The following is a 20737-nucleotide window of genomic DNA, read 5'->3' on the forward strand; positions in this document are numbered from 1 at the left end:
GAAGAGTCCTTTCGCGCGTAGGGATTTACGCGGCGGGTTGCAGGCCGAACATCGCCAGTTGCTGGGCGTTGCCTTTGCTCTGGATCAGGCGTGGATCGTCCAGCGGGAAGCTGCGACCCAGTTCGCTTTCCAGAATAGTCTGCAACTTGCGGTTATCGACTTTGCCGTCGGCGCCGATGGCTTCCTTGAGTTTTTCCGGTGCAACTTGTGCGGTCTCTCCCGGTGCGTAGTAAATCGCGCCGGTGGCGAAGTCCACGGCAAACGCAATCAGGCCGGGGATGATGTAGAACAGCAGGCCCACGGCGTCGAGCGCGGCAATGGCCGGGTCGATCTTGCCTTCGATCTGGCCACGGCGATCCGGGTAGAAGATCGAACCGCAGGCGGTCACTTGAGTCAGCAAGGTTGCGACCAGAACACCGCCAATCAGGCGAAAGGGAGCACGCATATGAAACCTCCTGGGTAATCTCGAAACGAAACGTCGTCGGTATGAATTAAGACCCTGACGAACGCCTTGCAGTTCGCCGTTATACTCGCCGCTCTGTTTGGGAGCCAGCATGATTTCTTTGCCGATCGATGAAGTTTTACCCGCCCTGCGTGAAGCCCTCGCTACACGCCACGAAGCCGTGCTCGAAGCGCCGCCCGGCGCAGGTAAAACCACCCGCGTGCCTTTGGCCTTGCTCAACGAACCGTGGCTGGCCGGGCAGACCATCCTGATGCTTGAACCCCGCCGGTTGGCGGCGCGGGCGGCGGCGGAGCGGCTGGCCAGTGAACTGGGGGAGAAGGTCGGCGAAACCGTGGGCTATCGCATTCGGCTCGACAGCAAGGTCGGTCCCAACACCCGCATTGAAGTGGTCACCGAAGGCATCCTCACCCGGCGTTTGCAGGACGACCCCGCGCTTGAGGGCGTGGGCCTGCTGATCTTCGACGAATTTCATGAACGCAGTCTCGACGCGGATCTGGCACTGGCCCTGAGCCTCAATGGCCGGGAACTGTTCCGTGACGATCAGCCGCTGAAAATCCTCTTGATGTCCGCCACGCTGGAAGGCGAACGCTTGGCCGGGTTGCTCGACGACGCGCCGATCCTGCGCAGCGAAGGGCGCATGTTCCCGGTGGCGATGCGCTGGGGCCGACCGTTCCAGTCCGGTGAATTCATCGAGCCGCGCTTGGTACAAACCATTCTTGAAGCCTTGAACGACGAAACCGGCAGTGTGTTGGTGTTCCTGCCGGGGCAGGCGGAAATCCGGCGCGTGCATCAGCAACTGGCCGATGCCTTGGGCGAAAACACTCAGGTTCTACTGTGCCCATTGCACGGTGAACTGGACCTCGCCGCGCAACGGGCAGCCATCGATCCGGCACCGACGGGCAAGCGCAAAGTGGTGCTGGCCACCAACATCGCCGAAACCAGCCTGACCATCAATGGCGTGCGCGTGGTGATCGATGCCGGGCTGGCTAGGGTGCCGCGTTTCGACCCCGGCAGCGGCATGACCCGTCTCGACACCCAGCGCATTTCCAAGGCCAGCGCCACCCAGCGCGCGGGCCGGGCCGGGCGCCTGGAGCCGGGCGTGTGTTATCGCTTGTGGTCCCAGGATCAGCACGAGCAACTGGCGGCCTATGGCAGTGCGGAAATTCTTTCGGCGGACCTCGCCGGGCTGGCCTTGCAACTGGGACGTTGGGGCGTAAAACCCGAACAGTTGGTGTGGCTCGACGTGCCACCTGCGGCTGCCTATGCACAGGCTCAAGATTTGCTGGAACGCCTCGGAGCGTTGGATGGCGAAACGCTGACCCGTCACGGTCAGGCCATGGCCGAACTGCCGGCGCATCCGCGCATCGCGCATTTGCTGTTGCGCGGCCAGGCGCTGGGACTGGCGGACATGGCCTGCGACGTCGCGGCACTGCTCGGCGAGCGCGATATCTTGCGCGGCGCCGGGGCGGACTTGCACAGCCGACTGGTATTGCTGTCTGGCGAAGAACGCGCCGCACGGGGTGCCCAGGGTGGGGTGCAGCGCGCACGGCAACTGGCGCGGCAGTATCGTGGTTACCTTCGGGGCAAAGCAGCGGAGCCGGTCAGCGATCCAGATCACCCGCGCTGGCTCGGCGCGTTGCTGGCGCTGGCCTATCCCGACCGGGTCGCTCAGCAACGGCGCGCCGGTGGTGCGGAATATCGCTTGGCCAACGGACGTGCCGCACTGTTCGCCGAGGCCGACAGCCTGATGAAGCAGCCGTGGCTGGTGATCGCCGATCTGGGCAGTCGCCAGGGCCAGCGTGAGGAGCGGATTTATCTGGCGACGGACTTCGATCCGGCACTCTTCGATTCAGTGCTGGCCGAGCAGGTTCGCTGCGTCGATCAACTGGATTGGGATGAACGCGAAGGCGTACTGCGGGCCGAGCGTCAGCGCAAGGTTGGTGAGCTGATCCTCAGTCGTGAACCGCTGACCGGTCTCGATGAAACCGCCCGCAGCCAGGCGCTGGTCAACCTGGTGCGGCGCAAAGGGCTGGAACTGTTGCCGTGGACACCGGAGTTGCGTCAGTGGCAGGCGCGGGTCGCCTTGTTGCGGCAACTGGACCTCGCCGCCAAGGGCGAGAGCGAGTGGCCGGATGTCAGCGACGTGGCATTGCTCAAGAGTTTGGAGCACTGGCTGATGCCGTATCTGGGCAAGGTTTCGCGGCTCAGTCACTTCGCCAACCTGGATCTGTCGAGCATCGTCCACAACCTGCTGCCGTGGCCGCTGCCACAACGCTTGGACGAGCTGGCGCCCCATCATTTGAGCGTGCCGTCAGGCTCCTCGATTCGTCTGGATTACAGCGAACAGCCGCCGATTCTCGCGGTGCGCTTGCAGGAGCTGTTCGGCCTGGCCGAGACCCCGCGCATTGCCGGGGGGCGGCAGGTGGTCAAACTGCATCTGTTGTCCCCGGCGCGGCGACCGGTGCAGGTGACTCAGGACCTGGCCAACTTCTGGCGCAGCACCTACGCCGAGGTTAAGAAGGATCTGAAGGGGCGCTATCCGAAGCATTATTGGCCGGATGATCCGCTGGTGGCCGAAGCAACTGCGCGGATCAAACCCCGTAAATAACGGTTAACACCGGACTCTGTGGCGAGGGGGCTTGCCCCCGTTGGACTGCGCAGCAGGCCCTGCTTTTCAGATGAAGAGTTGGGGCCGCTGCGCGACCCAGCGGGGGCAAGCCCCCTCACCACAGAAGTTACTGCGATCTTTCGGATTTGGCGGTCAGCTGTTCGCGGCAGTAGTCCGCAAACAACTGCGCCGGTTTGGTCAGTTGCCCGCGTTTGAGCCACGCCGCCACCAGTCCCGAACCGGTGACGTCTTCAGCGATGTCCACGCACACCACTTTCTGCCCGTCGTAGGTGCACTCCGAATGCGGTTTGGTCACCAGGATCGAGAATCCGAACCCTTGGCCAACCATGCCCCGCACCATCTCGATCGAAGGCGAGCTGAAGGCGATGCGCGGGGTCAGGCCCAGCTCATCGAACAGGCTGACGAAGTAGGTCCGGCTCGGCTGCACGTCCAGAAGAATCATTGGCTCCAGGCACAGGTCCCGCAGCGACACCTGTGCCTGCTGGGCAAAACGGTGATCGGCGGGCAGCAGCGCGTAAGGTCGTTGCGCCGGCATCAGCGGTTCGGTCTCGATGGTGCCGTCCAGATCGTGCTCGTAAAGGATCGCCAGGTCGAAAGCGCCGGAGGTCAGGCCCTGCACCAGCTCTTGTTGCTCGCCGTCGCGGATGCGGATTTCCACCCCCGGGTACAACGCCGAAAATCCGGCGATCAATTGCGGCAGGTACAGCGGTGCGACGGTTTCGAAGCAGCCGATATCGATCTGCCCGGAGACCACATCGTTGTCGGCCAGGGCGTTCTGTTCGAACTCCTTGGCCATGCGCAGCAGTTCCTGGGCCTTGCGGTAGAAGCGTGCACCACTGGGGGTCAATGACACGCCCTGTGCATGGTGACGAATCAGCAGTTGCACGCCGAAACTGTCTTCCAGCCCTTTGATGGCCGTGGAGATCGAGGGCTGGGCGATGTACAGCTTGCGCGAGGCCTCGGCCACGCTGCCGCACTCGACGGTGGTGATGAAGTATTTCAGTTGACGCAGATTGTAGGCAGCCACAGCGAACCTCGGGGGGAGAACGGATCAGGCATCCTGGCAATTTGCGCGCCACCCCTATCCGCTCGGGTAGCGATTTGTTGTGGTTGAACAATAACCACATGCTGCGCCAGAAGGGAGATCGGCTACGTAGTTTTTTCTTGGCCTGCGAACACATTTTTACTGGTTTTCCACCGCTTGGGCCTGAGCGACTATCCAATACACAAGAATGTCCTCTGGAGCATCTGAACGTGTTCGAGCTTGAGTATTGGCAACGCAAGGCCGCTTCCCTGCGGTTTCCCGACCAGGTCGTGATCGACGGCCAGCGCCGCCCGGCGCAGTCGGGGCAGACTTTCGCCGCGATCAACCCCGCCACCGGCCAATGCCTGGCCAACGTTGCCGCCTGTGGCGAAGAAGACGTGAACTCGGCGGTACACAATGCGCGGCAGGTTTTCGAGGCAGGCACCTGGGCTGCGCGCTCTCCGACCGAACGCAAGCAAGTACTGTTGCGCCTGGCCGATTTGATCCTCGAAAACCGTGAAGAACTGGCGCTGCTCGACTCGCTGAACATGGGCAAGCCCGTCGCGGATGCCTACAACATCGACGTGCCGGGTGCCGCGGGAGTGTTCCGCTGGTACGCCGAAAGCCTCGACAAACTCTACGATCAGGTCGCGCCGAGTGCGCAGAACGTGCTGGCAACCATTACTCGCGAAGCCTTGGGCGTGGTGGCTGCGGTGGTGCCGTGGAATTTCCCTCTGGACATGGCGGCGTGGAAACTCGCCCCAGCCCTGGCCGCCGGTAACTCGGTGATCCTCAAGCCGGCCGAACAGTCGCCGTTTTCCGCCCTGCGCCTGGCTGAGCTGGCGCTGGAAGCCGGTGTACCTGCGGGTGTGCTGAACGTGCTGCCGGGGCTCGGCGAGCAGACCGGCAAGGCCCTCGGCCTGCACCCGGACGTCGATTGCCTGGTGTTCACCGGCTCCACCGAGGTCGGCAAATATTTCATGCAGTACTCGGCGCAATCGAACCTCAAGCAGGTGTGGCTGGAGTGCGGCGGCAAGAGCGCCAACCTGGTGTTTGCCGATTGTCAGGATCTGGACCTGGCGGCCGAGAAAGCCGCGTTCGGTATCTTCTTCAATCAGGGCGAAGTCTGCTCGGCCAACTCGCGGTTGCTGGTGCAGCGCTCGATCCATGACGAGTTTGTCGAACGCCTCAAAGCCCAGGCCGAACGCTGGTTGCCGGGCGATCCACTGGACCCGTCGAGCGCCGCCGGGGCCATCGTCGACAGCCGTCAGACCGCGCGCATCATGAAGTTCATCCAGCAGGCCGAACAGCAAGGCGCGACCAGGATCTGTGGCGGTCGACAGTCGATCTTCAACGGCTCGGACAACTTCATCCAGCCGACGATTTTTACCGGCGTGACGCCGGACATGCCGCTGTTTCGCGATGAAGTATTCGGCCCGGTGCTGGCGATTACGGCATTCGACGATGAAGCCCACGCCTTGCAACTGGCCAACGACAGCGTCTACGGTCTGGCGGCCTCGCTGTGGACCGACGACCTCAACCGCGCTCACCGTGTGGCGCGACAATTGCGCGCCGGTACAGTGTCGGTCAACAGCGTCGATGCGCTGGACGTGACCGTGCCTTTTGGCGGTGGCAAGCAGTCGGGTTTCGGCCGCGATCTGTCCCTGCATTCATTCGATAAATACACCCAGTTGAAGACCACCTGGTTTCAATTGCGCTGATAACAAAACGGAGAACTGGCGATGACCACACCACGTGATACCCGCGACTACCAGGCCGCCGACGCTGCGCACCACATCCATGCGTTCGTCGATCAGAAAGCCCTCAACGATGAGGGGCCACGGGTGATGGTCCGTGGCGAGCGCCTGCACCTGTGGGACAACGATGGCCGACGTTACCTCGACGGCATGTCCGGGTTGTGGTGCACCAACCTCGGTTACGGGCGCAAGGACCTGGCCGCCGCGGCGAGCCGGCAGCTGGAACAGCTGCCGTACTACAACATGTTTTTCCACACCACCCACCCGCAGGTGATCGAGCTGTCCGAGCTGCTGTTCAGCCTGCTGCCGGCTCACTACAGCCACGCGATCTACACCAACTCCGGCTCTGAAGCCAACGAGGTGTTGATCCGCACGGTGCGTCGTTACTGGCAGGTGCTCGGCAAACCCGAGAAGAAAATCATGATCGGCCGCTGGAACGGTTACCACGGTTCGACCCTGGCCGCGACGGCGCTGGGCGGCATGAAGTTCATGCACGAAATGGGCGGCATGATTCCGGACATCGAGCACATCGACGAGCCGTACTTCTTCGCCCACGAAGGCAACCTGACTCCGGCAGAATTCGGTCTGCGCGCGGCGCAGCAACTGGAAGCGAAGATCCTCGAACTGGGTGCTGACAAGGTCGCGGGCTTTATTGCCGAACCGTTCCAGGGCGCCGGCGGCATGATATTCCCGCCGGAAAGCTACTGGCCGGAAATCCAGCGCATCTGCCGCAAGTACGATGTACTGCTGTGCGCCGATGAGGTGATCGGTGGCTTCGGTCGTACCGGCGAATGGTTCGCCCACGAGTACTTCGGTTTCGAGCCGGACACCCTGTCCATCGCCAAGGGCCTGACCTCGGGCTACATCCCCATGGGCGGCTTGATCCTGTCGAAGAAAATGGCCTCGGTGCTGGTGGAGCAGGGCGGTGTGTTTGCCCACGGCCTGACCTATTCCGGGCACCCGGTGGCGGCGGCGGTGGCGATTGCCAACCTCAAGGCCTTGCGCGATGAAGGCGTGGTGACGCGGGTCAAGGACGACATCGGCCCGTACCTGCAGCAGTGTCTGCGCGAAGTGTTCGGCAAGCACCCGCTGGTGGGTGACATCCAGGGCACCGGCATGGTTGCGGCGCTGCAACTGGCCGAAGACAAAACCAGCCGCAAGCGTTTTGCCAACGAAAACGACATTGCGTGGCGCTGCCGTACGATCGGTTTTGAAGAGGGCGTGATCATTCGCTCGACCTTGGGCCGGATGATCATGGCGCCGGCGTTGATTGCCAGCCGTGAGGAGATTGATGAGCTGATCGGCAAGACCCTGAAAGCGGTGGATCGTACGGCGCAGGAGTACGGCCGGATTTGATCTTGTAGCGTTCTCTCGGGCCTCTTCGCGAGCAAGCCCGCTCCCACAGGATTTGTGTCTGCCGCAAGTTTTGGGCACTACACATAACCTGTGGGAGCGGGCTTGCTCGCGAATGCGATGGCCCATTCAACACATTCTTCACCTCTTGCACCCACCTCGGGCATCCCCGCCCACAGCGCCCTTTCGCGGTGCGCGCTAACGAGTTTTTTCATCGTTCGCATCCACATATTTCCTCATTTTCCTAATCCCGCCCTTGGGCCAACATCGATCTCGCCAGCCCACCGAATGCTGCCCGCCGAAGGGTCCCCGAGAGACCACAGGTTGCAGCCGATTCAGGGCTCGCCGTACTGCCCATGACAAAACTAAATCAACAGCTTTGGGAGTGCTCCATGATCAAGTCCTTGCTTACCCGCGTTGCCCATCCACTGGCGGTCACCGCCATCGCCGCGACGGTCGCCACCAGCGCCCAGGCCGGCACCCTGTCCATCGGTCATACCACCTGGGTCGGCTACGGCACCCTGTACCTGGCCAAGGACCTTGGCTACTTCAAGGAAAACGGTTTGACCGTCGAATTGCCGGTGGTCGAGGAAGCGGCGATGTACATGGCCGCACAAGCTTCCGGCGAGTTGTCCGGCTCGGCGTCGACCATCGACGAGGTGCTCAAGTACCGTCCGCAATTCTGCTTCAAGGCCGTGGCCGCGCTGGACGACAGCCATGGTGGCGACGGCGTGCTGGTGGGCAAGGACGTCAAGAGCCTGCAGGAACTCAAGGGCAAGGCCGTTGCGGTCAACGAAGGTTCGACCTCGCAGTTCTGGTTGTCCTATCTGCTGAAAAAACACGGCATGAGCATGAGCGACATCACCGTGCAGAACATGACGGCCGACGACGCCGCCACCGCGTTCATCGCCGGTCGCGTACCGGCCGCCGTGACCTGGGAGCCGCACCTGTCGATGGTTCGCGACAAGAAGCAGGGCAAGGTGCTGATCGACAGCAGCAGCACACCGGGGGTGATCGTCGATGTGGTCGCACTGAACTGCAGCGTGATCGAAAAGCAGCCTGAAGACGTCAAGGCCCTGGTGGCCGGTTTGTATAAAGCTGTGCAGTACACCAAGGATCATCCACAGGAAGCCTACAAAATCATGGCCAAGGGTGTCGGCGGTTACCTGGCCGATCCGAAGGAAATGGAAGCGGCCGCACAGGGCGTGCGTTTCTACGATCAGGCCATGAGCGAAAAACTGCTGGGTTCGCCGGGTAAACCGGGTGACAGCGCACCGCTGATCAAGCTGGCCAACGAGACCGCCAGCGAGCTGCAAGGCAAGCCCTACAACGTCAGCAATGACGACCTGATCGACAACCGCTTCGTCACCCCGCTCTAGGAGGCTGCATGTTCAAGCGCAATTCATGGCTGAGCCGCTGCATCACGCCCAAGACCGGATTGCCGGTCTCGGTGATCTGGAGCGCGAGCGGCCTGGCCTGGGTGCTGTTGGTCGGCCTGTGGGCCGGGTTGTCCTACGGCGGCGTGGTGCCGGGCATGTTCCTGCCGACGCCGGGCGCGGTGGTCGAGGCCGCCGTGCGGTTAGGCCGCGACGGCACCCTTGGCCAACATGTGTGGGCCAGTGTCGAAGTGGTGATGGTCGGTTTCATCGTGTCGTCCCTGGTGGCGGTGCCCCTGGGCTTGTTGATGGGCAGCTTTCGCATCGTCCAGGCCTTCCTTGAGCCGCTGGTGAATTTCATTCGCTACCTGCCGGTGACCTCGTTCGTGCCGCTGTTCATCCTGTGGATCGGCATCGGTCTGGAGCAGCGGGTGTCGGTGATCATTTTCGGCGTCTTCTTCCAGCAACTGGTGATGATCGCGGACGTGTCCAAAGGCATCTCCAAGGACCTGATCAACGCCTCCTACACCCTTGGCTCGAACCGTCGTGACGCGGTGCTGCATGTGATTGCCCCGGCGTCCTTGCCGGGCGTGCTCGACACCCTGCGGGTGACCATGGGCTGGGCCTGGACTTACCTGGTGGTGGCTGAACTGGTGGCCGCATCCAGTGGCCTGGGTTACCTGAGCCTCAAGGCCATGCGTGGCTTCCAGGTGGATGTGATTTTCCTCGCCATCGCGATCATCGGCCTGCTGGGCCTGGTCACCGATCAACTGTTCCGTTTCCTTCGTCTGAGGATCACCGCATGGGCTCAGTAACCGCCGCCACTCATCGTTTTGTTGCCCCCCAGGCCGCCCCGGTGAACGCGCCACGGCTGAAGGTGGACAAGGTCAGCCTGAGTTACAAGAAACCCGATGGCGGAACCTTTACCGCGTTACAGGAGGTGTCGTTCGAAGTGCCGGACCAGCAATTCGCTGTGCTGGTTGGGCCTTCGGGCTGCGGCAAGTCGAGCCTGCTGTATCTCACCGCCGGCCTGGCCGAACCGACCTCGGGTGAGATTTACGTCGGCGGTCAGCAGGTCGAAGGCCCCGGCGCGGACCGCGGCATGGTGTTCCAGAGCTACACGCTGTTCCCGTGGCTGACGGTGCGCCAGAACGTCGAGTTCGGCCTCAAGCGGCGTGGCATGCCGGCGGCGCAACGCAAGGACATCGTCGATTACTACGTGAACGAAGTGGGCCTGAGCGGCTTTGCCGACAACTACGCCAAACAGTTGTCCGGCGGGATGATGCAACGTGTCGCCATTGCCCGTGCACTGGCCAATGACCCGCAGATCCTGCTGATGGACGAACCCTTCGGCGCTCTCGACAGCCAGACGCGCCTGCAAATGCAGCAGCTGTTGCTGCGGGTGTGGGGCAACAGCAAGAAGACTGTGTTGTTCGTGACCCACGACATCGACGAGGCGATTCTGCTGGGCGACCGGGTGTATGTGATGGGTGCCAGGCCGGGGCGGATCAAGCAGATTCTGGATGTGCCGATCGAGCGTCCACGCAACCTGGACATGGTCATGGAGCGCTCGTTCATCGAGATGAAGCGCGAGATCTTCGGGCTGCTGCATGATGATCTGGAAGAGGTGCATTAAGTCAGGTTTGCACAGACCTTGTGGGAGCGGGCTTGCTCGCGAAAGCGGTGTATCAGACAACATTGATGTCGGATGTACTGGCCTCTTCGCGAGCAAGCCCGCTCCCACAGGTATTGTGTTGCCTCGGTATCAGGGCGCAACCGGCAACAGAAACCGCGCAATCACCGGCAGGTGATCGGAGATGCGCAATGTATCGTCCTGCCGCACCATCGCCTCCACCCGTTTGATCCGCGGGCTGTAGAACAGGTAGTCGACGGTCCGGTCCGGGCCGTTCAGTCCGGGATCGTTCGGGTAGTGGGTCAGCCAGCGCTTGCGGTCGATACCACTGGCTTCGTTGTTGGTCGGGATCATCGGGTACTTGTCCCACAGCAGGTGTAACAGGCTGTCGGCGGAGTAGGGCGCGCGTTGAGCATCGGGCAGGCGCTGATACTGGCCCAGCGGCAGCAGGTTGAAATCCCCACCGATCAACCACGGCGTGCCACGGCTTTCGAGTTTATCGAGGGCCCTGGCCACGGCGTTCACCTGGTTTTGCAAGGTGTTGTCGGCTCGATCGGCGCGCTCCAGATGGGTATTGAGCACCGCTATTTGCCCGCCATCACTCAATGGCAAGTAGCTCACCAGCAAGGCGTTTCTGGGTTTGAATTGGCGGCTGACCGGATTGCCCGAGGCAACTGGCAGTTGCAGCCGTTCGGCATGTTCGATCCGATAACGGCTCAGGGTTGCCAGTTGCCGGCCGACACTGCCGAAGATATGCGGATTCGGCACGAAGTCGGCTTTCCAGTCGAACGCGCTGGTGCCACACGGATACAAGTCGGCGAGCCGCTCCTGCAGCAGCTTGAACTGGTGCTGGTAATCGCTGGCCTTGGCGCCGTCGTCCAGTTCCTGCAGCAGCACGATGTCCGGTTGTTCGTCACGAATCACCCGCGCCACTTCGTCAAGGCTGAAAGCCATGTCTTCCGCTGTGGGACGTTCGTCGGTGCCCGCGGCCAGGTCATTCCAGAATACGTAGCGCTTGCCGGCCAGGTACTGGACGTTCCAGGTCATCACCTTCAACGCCTGCCCGGGGACCAGGGAGGGGGCCTGGGCACTGCAACTGACGGGCAACACTTCTTTGGCGTCGGGGCGCCAGGTCAGGCTGTAGATCATCGCGGCGATCAGGCCGATCACGATCAGCAGGCCCGGCAGGAAGTAGCGCAGTAGACGGGTCATGGCTCGGCTTATTAGCGTTACAGGATTGTTCCCGAGCATACCCGAGAGCGAGGGGCGCGCCCAAGGTCAGAGCGAGTTGTCATTTCTTTCAGGCAACGGGTTGATCAGCATGAACAGTCGGAACAGCACCACGCTGGTAAACAGCTGCAGGAAACTGTGGGCGCTGTCGATCAGCATGGATACCACCGGGTTCTGAGGTTCGGGGTACGCTGCCAGCGTCACGCCTTTGAGCAGCCACAACGGCCCCATCACACACAGAATGCACAGCAGGATGCGCAAGAAATGCCCTTGGGTCATGCGCAGGCTTTCCTTCATGGCCGCCAGTGGCGCCAGGCCGCGCAACACCAGCAGGTATTCGCCAAACGCCAGGGTCACCATCAGGTAGATACCCGGCAGGAAATACAGCGACAGGCCCAGCAGAATCAGCACGGTATTGAGCGCGGTCAGCAGGGCGAAGCGTGGCCACAGGCTCGCCGCCATCGCCAGCAGGTCGCGGTTGCGCGGCGACTCGCCGCGGCTGCGGGCGTCGAGAAACAGGATCAGCGCAGCGGTGTACAGCGGGTACACCAGCAAGCCGACTATCACGCTGATGCCGGGGAAACTGTCCGGCTCGGTGGAGTGGTCGACCACTTGTTGCAGCAGCGCCTCAAGCATCACCAGCGGCAGGCACAGCTGCACGATCTGGCCCAGATTGCGCTTGAAGAAATACAGCGAGTCACGCAGGACATCTAACGGATTCATCAGTGGGTATCGCAGGTTGGAAGCAGTGGCTCACTTTAACCGATCAAGCGCTCGTAGACGCAAACGTAAACGTTCGGTAAATGTCATTGAAACATCTTGTTTCAGCCTCCATTAAGGTCGGGCACCTTATCCTCATTGGATAAAGGCAACGATTTTCCCGGCAATCTACGAGGTCGCCATGAACAGCGAAGAACAAACCCTGATCGATGGACTGTTTTCCCGGCTGCAGCAGGCCGAAACGGACTCAGCCCCGCGCGACGCCCAGGCCGAGGCGCGGATCAAGGAACACCTGACGCGCCAGCCCGCGGCAGGTTATTTCATGACCCAGGCGATTCTGGTGCAAGAGGCGGCGATCAAGAGCCTCGATGAACAGAACAGGCAACTGACCCAGCAAGTCCAGCAGTTGCAGGCCGAACTGCAACAGGCCAAGGCCCAGGCGACCCCGGCTCCAGCGCCGAGCAGCGGTGGCTTTTTGTCGAGCATCTTTGGTGGAAACTCTCGTGAGCCACAGCCTGCACCCACCCAGAGCTCACCACCCTCGAGCGGTGGCTGGCGCGAGCCGGGACGCTCGTCGTTCAGTTCGCAACCGCCACAGCAGAACTTCGGCGCGCCGCCGCAGAACTTTCCCCAGCAGGGCTATGCACCACAGCAACAGGCTCCGGCAGCGGCCGGCAGCAGTTTCCTCGGTGGTGCGCTGAAAACCGCTGCAGGCGTGGCGGGTGGCGTGATGCTGGCACAAGGCATCAGCAGCCTGTTCCATCACAATCAGCAACCGGAAGTCGTCGAAGTCATCAAGGAAGAGCCGGCCCAGGTCAACGACCAGGGCAACAATGGTTGGGGCGATGACCAGCGCATGGCCGGTAACGACTCCTACAGCAACGATCAGGGCGGGTTCAGCGACGCTGACTACAGCGATGACTCGTTATTCGGCGGCGACGACGATTCCTTCGTCTGATACGCCATTCGTCCGGAGCGCAACCGCGCTCCGGGCCGATTATTCGCGGAACAATCCTCAGGGCTGGCATACTGGGCGACTTTTCGGGCCTGGTGCCTGATTCAGCCCTGAGGAAAGCCGGTGAAAAAAATCGCAGTGTTCGCCGATGTCCAGAACCTCTACTACACCGTGCGTCAGGCTTATGGTTGCCACTTCAACTACGCCGCACTGTGGGCTGACATCAGCAAGCAGGGCGAGATCGTCGAAGCCTACGCCTATGCCATCGACCGTGGCGACAGCAAACAGCAGCAGTTCCAGCAGATCCTGCGTAACCTCGGTTTCACCGTGAAGCTCAAACCCTATATCCAGCGCAGCGATGGCTCAGCCAAGGGCGATTGGGACGTGGGCATCACCCTCGATATCATGGATGCCGCCGACCATGTCGATGAAATCGTCCTGGCCTCCGGCGACGGTGATTTCGACATGCTGCTCGAACGCATCATCAGCAAACACGGGGTGCAAGCGGTGGCTTACGGCGTACCGGGCCTGACCGCCAACTCGCTGATACGCGCCGCCAGCCGCTACGTGCCGATCGAAGGCGCGTTGCTGCTCAAGAATTGATTTTTACGGAGTTGAACCAGGTTTGGAACGCATCGCAGTCATCGACTTTGAAACCACCGGGATCTCACCGAGCAGCAGTTGCCGGGCCACGGAAATCGCCGTGGTGATCCTTGAACAGGGGCGCATCGTCGAGCGTTACCAAAGCCTGATGAACGCCAGCGTGCGCGTCCCGGCCTTCATCGAACAACTCACCGGCATCAGCAATGCCATGCTGCGCACCGCCCCGTCGGCGGAGCAGGTGATGAACGAAGTGAATGAATTCGTCGGCTGCACGCCGTTGCTCGCGCACAACGCCGCGTTCGACCAGAAGTTCTGGGACTTCGAACTGGGGCGAATCAAACGCACCCGCTTGCAGAACTTTGCCTGCTCGCTGCTGCTGGCTCGCCGCCTGATGCCCGCCGCGCCGAACCACAAACTCGGCACCCTCACCACGTTCGCCAACCTGCCCCACACCGGCAAGGCCCACCGGGCCATGGCCGACGCCGAGATGGCGGCCAACCTTACGGCACACCTGGCCGAAGAGTTGCGCCAGAAACACGGCTTGCGCGAGCTGTCCCATGACTTGCTGTGCAAATTGCAGAAAGTGCCGGCGGCGAAGGTAAACGAACACCTCAAGCGCTATCGCTGATCCCGAAAACACCGCAAATCCCCTGTAGGAGCGAGCCTGCTCGCGATGAACCCGAGAACAACACGGGGTGTCAGGTTTCCCGCGTTATCGTTGGCGACCATCGCGAGCAAGCTCGCTCCCACAGGGACATCATTGCCTCAGGATTTGCCATTCCCTTCAATGTGCCCCAGCGGCACCCGCTTCTCTATCGCGCTCGACAACACAATCGACGTCTTGCTGAACCCGAACGTGGCGATCCGGTTGATCAACTCTTCCAGCTCCGGCATCGAACCCACCGCCGCTTGCATGATCACGCAGGGATCGCCGGTCACCCGATGGCATTCGGTCAATTGCGGGATTTTGATCAGGTCGTCGTAGGCTTTCTGGTTGCCGTGCTGGTTCAGGCGCAGTTCGATCACGCACTGGATCGGCAGGCCGAGCTTGGCCATGTCGACCTTTGCCTGATAGCCGGTGATCACGCCGCTGGCTTCGAGCTTGGCCACGCGCTCGGCCACGGCCGGGGCGGACAGGTTGACCTTGCGCGCCAGGTCCGCGTAGGACGCGCGACCGTTTTCCAGCAGGGCGCTGAGCAGCATGCGGTCGTACTTATCCATCGGGGTGACTCCTGAAAATAGCCGACTTTCGAAAACACGGTTTATAGCGCTGAACTCCGTGTTTTGAAAAGTGTACCGGCGCTTTAAACAGGTTTTGTAACTTATTTTCCGGCGCTAGCCTTTCTAGAATAGCCGTTCACTTGTACTTGCCTGTGAGCTGCCTCCATGTCCGGCCTTCGTCGCTTTCCTTTACCCTTGATCGCTGCCTTCTTCGCCTTGTATGTGATTTGGGGCTCGACCTACCTGGTGATCCGCATCGGCGTGGAGTACTGGCCGCCGTTGTTGCTCGCCGGTATCCGTTTCGTCATTGCCGGGACTTTGATGTACGCCTTTCTGCGCTGGCGCGGGGCGCCGGCGCCGACCTGGGCGCAGTGGAAAGCCGCCGGGATCATCGGGATTTTGCTGCTGGCGTGCGGCAACGGCGCTGTGAGTGTGGCCGAGCACACGGGCGTGGCCTCCGGGGTGGCGGCTTTGGCGGTGGCGACGGTGCCACTGTTTACCTTGCTGTGCGGATATTTCTGGGGCGCACGTAATACCCGTCTCGAATGGGCCGGGATTGTGCTCGGCTTGATCGGAATCGCCATGCTCAACCTGGGTTCCAATCTGCAATCGAGTCCATTGGGTGCGGCGTTGCTGATTTTTGCAGCGGCGACCTGGGCGTTTGGTTCTGTTTGGAGCAAACACCTGCCGTTGCCTCAGGGCGCGATGGCCAGCGCTGTGGAAATGCTGGTGGGCGGCGTCGTGTTGCTGATTGCCAGCGCAGTCAGCGGTGAGCACCTGGAAAAGGTGCCACCGATTGAAGGTTGGGCCGCGTTGGCGTATCTGACCGTGTTCGGTTCGATCATCGCCTTCAACGCCTATATGTACCTGTTGAAGCACGTGCGTCCGGCGGCAGCGACCAGTTATGCCTACGTCAACCCGGCGGTGGCGGTGTTGCTGGGGATCGTGTTCGTCGGCGAAACCATTGGCATCGAAGAAGCCCTGGCGATGGCGGTGATCATCAGTGCCGTGGTGTTGATCGGCTTGCCACAATGGCGTCGCACGCCAGAGCGGCCAGTGGTGGTGACGGCAGTGCCGACAGAATCCCGTGTGAATTAGGGTAAACTGCGCGGCATTGCATCTTGTTTTGCACACTTGTTTTGAACAACCCGCGCTGAATTTTCCTACGGTACTCCCATGACTTTCGCCACCCTTGGCCTGATCGAACCCTTGCTGCGTTCTCTCGAGAAGCTCGGCTACCAGACTCCGACGCCGGTTCAGGCGCAAGCCATTCCGGCGGTGCTGGCCGGTCGCGACCTGATGGCCGCCGCCCAGACTGGCACCGGCAAGACCGCCGGTTTCGCCCTGCCGCTGTTGCAACTGCTGGCCATGGAAGGGCCGAAAGTCACCGCCAACTCGGTCCGCGCGCTGATCCTGGTACCGACCCGCGAGCTGGCTGAACAGGTTCACGAAGCCGTGCGCCAGTACGCTGAAAACCTGCCACTGCGTACTTACGCGGTGTACGGCGGCGTCAGCATCAACCCGCAAATGATGAAGCTGCGCAGCGGTGTCGATCTGCTGGTGGCGACCCCGGGCCGTTTGCTCGACCTGTTCCGCCAGAACGCGCTGAAGTTCAACCAGTTGCAAACCCTGGTGCTGGACGAAGCCGACCGCATGCTCGACCTGGGCTTCTCCGAAGAATTGGCGAACATCTACAAGGCGTTGCCGAAAAAGCGCCAGACCCTGCTGTTCTCCGCGACCTTCTCCGATGACATCCGCCTGCTGGCCGGGCAGATGCTCAACGATCCGCTGACTATCGAAGTCAGCCCGCGCAACGTCGCAGCCAATACGGTCAAGCAATGGATCGTGACGGTGGACAAGAAGCGCAAGCCGGAACTGTTCGTGCACCTGATGCGCAAGGGCAAGTGGAAGCAGGTGCTGGTGTTCGCCAAGACCCGCAACGGCGTGGACGCGCTGGTGGAGAAACTTCAGGGCCTGGGCATCAACGCCGACGGCATCCACGGCGACAAACCCCAGGCGACCCGCCAGCGTGCGCTCGACCGGTTCAAGGCGAGTGAAGTGCAGATCCTGGTCGCTACCGACGTGGCAGCCCGTGGCCTGGACATCGAAGACCTGCCGTTGGTGGTCAACTTCGACTTGCCGATCGTCGCTGAGGACTACATCCACCGCATCGGTCGTACCGGCCGTGCGGGTTCGACCGGCGAGGCGATTTCCCTGGTCTGCGCCGATGAAGTGAATCTGCTGTCGGCCATCGAGATGCTGACCCGCCAGACTTTGAAGCGGCAGAACGAGCCGGACTTCGAGCCCGAGCACCGTGTGCCGGACACCGATGCCAGTGGCCAGGTCGTCAAAAAGCCGAAGAAACCGAAGAAGCCAAAGGCTTCCGGTGGTGGCGGTGGTAAACGCAATCTGGGTCGGTGGGTTGATAGCGGTGAGGTTGCGCCGGCGGAGCCTTCGATCAAGCCTGTGCGCAAGGTGCCGGTGTTCAATACCGGGCCGCGCAAGCGTAAGCCTTGATTTACCCCTGCGTCTGTTCGGCCGCCTTCGCGAGCAAGCCCGCTCCCACACTGGATCTGTGTCGTTCACAAATCCCCTGTGGGAGCGGGCTTGCTCGCGAAGGGCGCGCTGCGGTCTTCAATCTTTGCGCTGTAACCACTCCACCATCCCCAACCCCGCCGCTCGCCCACTGGCGAAACACGCGGTCAGCAGATAGCCGCCGGTCGGCGCTTCCCAGTCCAGCATTTCTCCCGCGCAAAACACGCCAGGCAGTTGCTTGAGCATCAAGCGCTCATCCATCGCCTCAAACACCACCCCCCCCGCGCTGCTGATCGCCTCGTCCAGTGGACGGGTTTTCACCAGTGTCAGTGGCAACGCCTTGATCGCGCTGGCCAGCAAGGCCATGTCGGCAAAGCAGTCGGCGCTGGTCAGTTCACGCAATAGCGCCGCTTTGACCCCATCGATGCCCAACTGACTGTGCAGGTGCTTGGCCATGGAGCGCGATCCCCGGGGTTTGCTCAACGCGGCTGCAACTTTATCCACAGGCCGGCCCGGCAACAGGTCCAGATGAATGGTTGCCGAGCCGTGCTGGTTGATCGCTTCGCGGATGGGGGCCGACAGGGCGTAGATCAGACTGCCCTCGATCCCGGTGGCGGTAATCACACATTCGCCGAGTCGCGGCACGTCATCGTTAAGGCCGATGGCGATGTTTTTCAGCGGCGCGCCGGCGAATTTGCTGACCATCAATTCGCTCCAGGCCTGCACCTCGAAGCCGCAATTACTGGGTTGCAACGGCGCCAGTCCTACGCCGCGTTGCTCCAGTGGCAGCATCCACGCGCCGTCCGAACCCAGGCGCGACCAACTGCCGCCACCGAGTGCGAGCAGGGTGGCATCGGCTTGCACGGTTGTTTCGCCTTCCGGGCTGTCGATACGCAATCCGCCACGCTCGTCCCAGCCGAGCCAGCGGTGGCGGGTGTGGATAACTACGCCACTGTCGCGCAGGCGTTTGAGCCACGCGCGCAGCAGCGGCGCGGCCTTCATGTCGGTGGGGAATACCCGGCCGGAGCTGCCGACGAAGGTCTCGATGCCCAGTTCATGAATCCACTGACACAACGCTTCGGCGCCGAAGCCGCGCAGCAGCGGGGCGATCTGCGGGGCGCGTTCGGCGTAGCGTGAGAGAAATGCCGGGTAGGCTTCGGAGTGCGTGATGTTCATGCCGCCGACGCCGGCCAGGAGGAATTTTCGCCCCACTGAAGGCATACCGTCGTACAGGTCGACCTTGATCCCGGCCTGGCTCAACACTTCGGCCGCCATCAGACCGGCGGGGCCGCCGCCGATGATGGCGACGTGAGGGGAGAGGGCTGGTAAGGATTGAGTCATGGAGTGCGCTGCGGTCTGGCGGGATAAGCCGGGCATTCTACCAGCCCAAATCCATGTGGGAGCGGGCTTGCTCGCGAAAGCGGAGTGTCAGCTGACATCTATGGCGCCTGACACACTGTATTCGCGAGCAAGCCCGCTCCCACATTTGGTTTTTGTTGTTTATAAAAGGTTGGTTAAAAAACAACCAGCGCTCTGTAGCTCAAGCTCCGCATGGGCTGCAGGCCCTTTCACTCAGGTTATCCACAGGCAGCTCCACAGGCATTGTGGGTAAAGCATCCACAGCTCAGTGACAACCTGATGACTGCCATACGCGCTGCGCGCTGTGATGGAGGATGCCGTGACGGCGTGCCAGGGCCTGGCGGTCCTTGCTGTAGCCGCCGCCGATTACACCGACCACCGGAATGTCACGGCCCAGGCAATGGCGCATCACGCTTTCATCGCGGGCGGCGACGCCTTCGTCTGTCAGCTTCAGATAACCCAGGGCGTCGTCCTTATGCACATCGACCCCGGCGTCATACAGCACCAGATCCGGTTGGTAGAGCGGCAGCAAGTAGTTGAGTGCATCGTCCACCACCTTCAGGTAGTCGGCATCGCCCATGCCTTTGGGCAGTGGAATGTCCCAATCACTTTCGGCCTTGCGTGCGGGAAAGTTCTTCTCGCAGTGCAGGGAAACGGTCACCGCTTCCGGGGTGTTGTGCAGTATTCGTGCAGTCCCGTCGCCCTGATGCACGTCGCAATCGAAGATCAGCACGCGGTTCACCCGACCACTTTCCAGCAGGTAATGGCTGATCACCGCCAGGTCATTGAAGATGCAGAACCCGGCCGGGTAATCGTAGTGCGCATGGTGGGTGCCGCCCGCGAGGTGGCAGGCCAGGCCATGCTCCAGCGCCTGCTCGGCCGCCAGCAACGAACCGCCCACCGCCCGCACCGTGCGTCGGGCCAGGGCTTCGCTCCAGGGCAGGCCGAGGCGGCGCTGGTCTTCGCGGGATAATTCGCCACTCATGTAGCGCTCGATATACGAAGGGTCATGGGCGAGGGCGAGAATCTCTGCGGGACACAGATCCGGGCGCAGCAGATCGGCGTCGCGGGTCAGGCCGCTGCCCACCAGGTGATCGCGCAACAGGCGGAACTTGTTCATGGGGAAGCGGTGATCCGCCGGAAACTCTGGACTGTAGTCTTCGTGATAAATCAGCGGCAGTGGCATGGTCATTTCATGTAGGAATGAGAGACGGATCCTACCAGCGTTGTAGACTGGCGACATTGAAATGGAGGGGCGGGGCACGATGGAGCCAATACTGGAACTTGAAAGCGCTCGGCTGCTGTTGCGCCAGTGGCGCGATGAAGATTTACCTGACTTTGCGGCGATGTGTGCCGATCCGCAGGTGATGCGCTATTTCCCGGCAGCCTTGAGTCGGCTGGAGAGCGCCTCATTGATCGGGCGAATCCGTGGTCATTTCGCCGAGCATGGTTTCGGCCTATGGGCTCTGGAACGCAAGGACACCGGCCAATTCATCGGTTTTACCGGACTCGGTGTGGTCGGTTTCGACGCGCCTTTCACCCCGGCCACGGAAATCGGCTGGCGCCTGGCCCGCGAGCACTGGGGGTTGGGTTACGCCAGTGAAGCGGCGTGGACCGCTCTGCGCTGCGGGTTTGACCGCTTGCTGCTGAGCGAAGTCGTGTCCTTTACCGCTGACAGTAATCTGCCGTCGCAGAAAGTCATGCAGGCGATTGGCATGCATCACGATCCGGCCGATGACTTCGATCATCCCAAGCTCTCCGTCGATCATCCCCTGCATCACCACGTGTTGTACCGCATCAGCCGTGAACAATGGCTGCAAACCTTGCATGGATAACCTGACACGGACGTTTACAATGGACCACATGTTGGCCCGGGCCA

General features: G+C 61.7%; 19 protein-coding genes. 12 read left to right on the top strand and 7 right to left on the bottom strand.

Going from position 1 to position 20737, the window contains the following annotated elements; all coding sequences use genetic code 11:
* Positions 1 to 25 precede the first annotated feature (25 nt).
* Positions 26 to 445, bottom strand: a complete 420-nt coding sequence (locus tag KGB20_RS03335; RefSeq protein ID WP_057713177.1) for a hypothetical protein — start codon at positions 443 to 445, stop codon at positions 26 to 28.
* A 109-nt stretch (positions 446 to 554) separates the two neighbouring features.
* Here KGB20_RS03335 and hrpB point away from each other — a divergent pair, with 109 nt between their 5' ends.
* Positions 555 to 3071, top strand: a complete 2517-nt coding sequence (hrpB, locus tag KGB20_RS03340) for an ATP-dependent helicase HrpB (protein ID WP_154910642.1) — start codon at positions 555 to 557, stop codon at positions 3069 to 3071.
* Positions 3072 to 3198: 127 nt separating this feature from the next.
* On the opposite strand, the gene KGB20_RS03345 is transcribed toward hrpB, so the two are convergent.
* Positions 3199 to 4119 (bottom strand): LysR family transcriptional regulator, encoded by a 921-nt coding sequence (locus KGB20_RS03345; RefSeq protein ID WP_057713179.1) that lies wholly within the window; start codon positions 4117 to 4119, stop codon positions 3199 to 3201.
* Between the two features lie 227 nt (positions 4120 to 4346).
* Here KGB20_RS03345 and KGB20_RS03350 point away from each other — a divergent pair, with 227 nt between their 5' ends.
* The 5 genes from KGB20_RS03350 to KGB20_RS03370 all read left to right on the top strand — a co-directional run bounded on the left by KGB20_RS03350 (position 4347) and on the right by KGB20_RS03370 (position 10238).
* Complete coding sequence (locus KGB20_RS03350; protein ID WP_154910643.1) at positions 4347 to 5837, top strand: aldehyde dehydrogenase; 1491 nt, start codon at positions 4347 to 4349, stop codon at positions 5835 to 5837.
* Positions 5838 to 5858: 21 nt separating this feature from the next.
* On the top strand, positions 5859 to 7229 hold the full coding sequence (locus KGB20_RS03355) for an aspartate aminotransferase family protein (protein WP_150814314.1): 1371 nt from the start codon (positions 5859 to 5861) through the stop codon (positions 7227 to 7229).
* A gap of 389 nt (positions 7230 to 7618) precedes the next feature.
* Positions 7619 to 8605 (top strand): ABC transporter substrate-binding protein, encoded by a 987-nt coding sequence (locus tag KGB20_RS03360; protein WP_057713182.1) that lies wholly within the window; start codon positions 7619 to 7621, stop codon positions 8603 to 8605.
* An 8-nt stretch (positions 8606 to 8613) separates the two neighbouring features.
* A complete protein-coding gene (locus KGB20_RS03365) occupies positions 8614 to 9417 on the top strand; it encodes an ABC transporter permease (protein ID WP_007990681.1) in 804 nt (267 codons plus the stop codon).
* Positions 9405 to 10238, top strand: a complete 834-nt coding sequence (locus tag KGB20_RS03370; RefSeq protein ID WP_150813532.1) for an ABC transporter ATP-binding protein — start codon at positions 9405 to 9407, stop codon at positions 10236 to 10238. Before KGB20_RS03365 ends, KGB20_RS03370 begins: the two co-directional genes overlap by 13 nt.
* 129 nt (positions 10239 to 10367) lie before the next feature.
* Here KGB20_RS03370 and KGB20_RS03375 read toward each other — a convergent pair whose 3' ends face one another.
* Both KGB20_RS03375 and KGB20_RS03380 read right to left on the bottom strand, forming a co-directional pair.
* Entirely contained in the window at positions 10368 to 11447 is a 1080-nt protein-coding gene (locus KGB20_RS03375; RefSeq protein WP_154910644.1) for an endonuclease/exonuclease/phosphatase family protein, read from the bottom strand.
* A gap of 66 nt (positions 11448 to 11513) precedes the next feature.
* Entirely contained in the window at positions 11514 to 12188 is a 675-nt protein-coding gene (locus tag KGB20_RS03380; RefSeq protein ID WP_057713185.1) for a YciC family protein, read from the bottom strand.
* 178 nt (positions 12189 to 12366) lie between these two features.
* Between KGB20_RS03380 and KGB20_RS03385 the strand changes: the two genes are divergently transcribed.
* From KGB20_RS03385 to KGB20_RS03395, 3 genes are all read left to right on the top strand, one after another.
* On the top strand, positions 12367 to 13143 hold the full coding sequence (locus KGB20_RS03385) for a DUF2076 domain-containing protein (protein WP_154910646.1): 777 nt from the start codon (positions 12367 to 12369) through the stop codon (positions 13141 to 13143).
* A 120-nt stretch (positions 13144 to 13263) separates the two neighbouring features.
* Positions 13264 to 13743, top strand: coding sequence for an NYN domain-containing protein (locus tag KGB20_RS03390; protein ID WP_007990686.1), 480 nt, complete (start codon positions 13264 to 13266; stop codon positions 13741 to 13743).
* A gap of 22 nt (positions 13744 to 13765) precedes the next feature.
* Positions 13766 to 14371, top strand: coding sequence for a PolC-type DNA polymerase III (locus KGB20_RS03395; RefSeq protein WP_154910647.1), 606 nt, complete (start codon positions 13766 to 13768; stop codon positions 14369 to 14371).
* Positions 14372 to 14508: 137 nt separating this feature from the next.
* On the opposite strand, the gene KGB20_RS03400 is transcribed toward KGB20_RS03395, so the two are convergent.
* Positions 14509 to 14964, bottom strand: a complete 456-nt coding sequence (locus KGB20_RS03400) for an Lrp/AsnC family transcriptional regulator (RefSeq protein WP_057713188.1) — start codon at positions 14962 to 14964, stop codon at positions 14509 to 14511.
* A 165-nt stretch (positions 14965 to 15129) separates the two neighbouring features.
* Here KGB20_RS03400 and yedA point away from each other — a divergent pair, with 165 nt between their 5' ends.
* Positions 15130 to 16062, top strand: coding sequence for a drug/metabolite exporter YedA (gene yedA, locus KGB20_RS03405; RefSeq protein WP_154910648.1), 933 nt, complete (start codon positions 15130 to 15132; stop codon positions 16060 to 16062).
* Positions 16063 to 16140: 78 nt separating this feature from the next.
* Entirely contained in the window at positions 16141 to 17481 is a 1341-nt protein-coding gene (locus KGB20_RS03410) for a DEAD/DEAH box helicase (protein ID WP_154910649.1), read from the top strand.
* A gap of 117 nt (positions 17482 to 17598) precedes the next feature.
* Here KGB20_RS03410 and KGB20_RS03415 read toward each other — a convergent pair whose 3' ends face one another.
* Together KGB20_RS03415 and KGB20_RS03420 are read right to left on the bottom strand one after the other, a co-directional pair.
* The gene (locus KGB20_RS03415; RefSeq protein WP_191628335.1) at positions 17599 to 18840 is read right to left on the bottom strand and encodes a TIGR03862 family flavoprotein; all 1242 of its coding nucleotides are present in this window, start codon (positions 18838 to 18840) and stop codon (positions 17599 to 17601) included.
* Positions 18841 to 19123: 283 nt separating this feature from the next.
* Complete coding sequence (locus tag KGB20_RS03420; protein ID WP_154910651.1) at positions 19124 to 20044, bottom strand: histone deacetylase; 921 nt, start codon at positions 20042 to 20044, stop codon at positions 19124 to 19126.
* Positions 20045 to 20123: 79 nt separating this feature from the next.
* Here KGB20_RS03420 and KGB20_RS03425 point away from each other — a divergent pair, with 79 nt between their 5' ends.
* Positions 20124 to 20693 (top strand): GNAT family N-acetyltransferase, encoded by a 570-nt coding sequence (locus KGB20_RS03425; RefSeq protein WP_150813523.1) that lies wholly within the window; start codon positions 20124 to 20126, stop codon positions 20691 to 20693.
* Positions 20694 to 20737: the final 44 nt, after the last annotated feature.

Source organism: Pseudomonas sp. BF-R-30, from assembly GCF_019956175.1.
Taxonomy (GTDB): Bacteria; Pseudomonadota; Gammaproteobacteria; order Pseudomonadales; family Pseudomonadaceae; genus Aquipseudomonas; species Aquipseudomonas jessenii.

What these genes read in the sequence shown, in the direction of transcription:
- KGB20_RS03380 (WP_057713185.1), bottom strand. Translation starts at nt 12,188, where the DNA reads ATGAATCCGTTAGATGTCCTGCGTGACTCGCTGTATTTCTTCAAGCGC.
- KGB20_RS03370 (WP_150813532.1), top strand. Translation starts at nt 9,405, where the DNA reads ATGGGCTCAGTAACCGCCGCCACTCATCGTTTTGTTGCCCCCCAGGCC.
- hrpB (WP_154910642.1), top strand. Translation starts at nt 555, where the DNA reads ATGATTTCTTTGCCGATCGATGAAGTTTTACCCGCCCTGCGTGAAGCC.
- yedA (WP_154910648.1), top strand. Translation starts at nt 15,130, where the DNA reads ATGTCCGGCCTTCGTCGCTTTCCTTTACCCTTGATCGCTGCCTTCTTC.
- KGB20_RS03335 (WP_057713177.1), bottom strand. Translation starts at nt 445, where the DNA reads ATGCGTGCTCCCTTTCGCCTGATTGGCGGTGTTCTGGTCGCAACCTTG.
- KGB20_RS03420 (WP_154910651.1), bottom strand. Translation starts at nt 20,044, where the DNA reads ATGCCACTGCCGCTGATTTATCACGAAGACTACAGTCCAGAGTTTCCG.
- KGB20_RS03360 (WP_057713182.1), top strand. Translation starts at nt 7,619, where the DNA reads ATGATCAAGTCCTTGCTTACCCGCGTTGCCCATCCACTGGCGGTCACC.
- KGB20_RS03365 (WP_007990681.1), top strand. Translation starts at nt 8,614, where the DNA reads ATGTTCAAGCGCAATTCATGGCTGAGCCGCTGCATCACGCCCAAGACC.
- KGB20_RS03375 (WP_154910644.1), bottom strand. Translation starts at nt 11,447, where the DNA reads ATGACCCGTCTACTGCGCTACTTCCTGCCGGGCCTGCTGATCGTGATC.
- KGB20_RS03425 (WP_150813523.1), top strand. Translation starts at nt 20,124, where the DNA reads ATGGAGCCAATACTGGAACTTGAAAGCGCTCGGCTGCTGTTGCGCCAG.
- KGB20_RS03410 (WP_154910649.1), top strand. Translation starts at nt 16,141, where the DNA reads ATGACTTTCGCCACCCTTGGCCTGATCGAACCCTTGCTGCGTTCTCTC.
- KGB20_RS03385 (WP_154910646.1), top strand. Translation starts at nt 12,367, where the DNA reads ATGAACAGCGAAGAACAAACCCTGATCGATGGACTGTTTTCCCGGCTG.
- KGB20_RS03355 (WP_150814314.1), top strand. Translation starts at nt 5,859, where the DNA reads ATGACCACACCACGTGATACCCGCGACTACCAGGCCGCCGACGCTGCG.
- KGB20_RS03415 (WP_191628335.1), bottom strand. Translation starts at nt 18,840, where the DNA reads ATGACTCAATCCTTACCAGCCCTCTCCCCTCACGTCGCCATCATCGGC.
- KGB20_RS03400 (WP_057713188.1), bottom strand. Translation starts at nt 14,964, where the DNA reads ATGGATAAGTACGACCGCATGCTGCTCAGCGCCCTGCTGGAAAACGGT.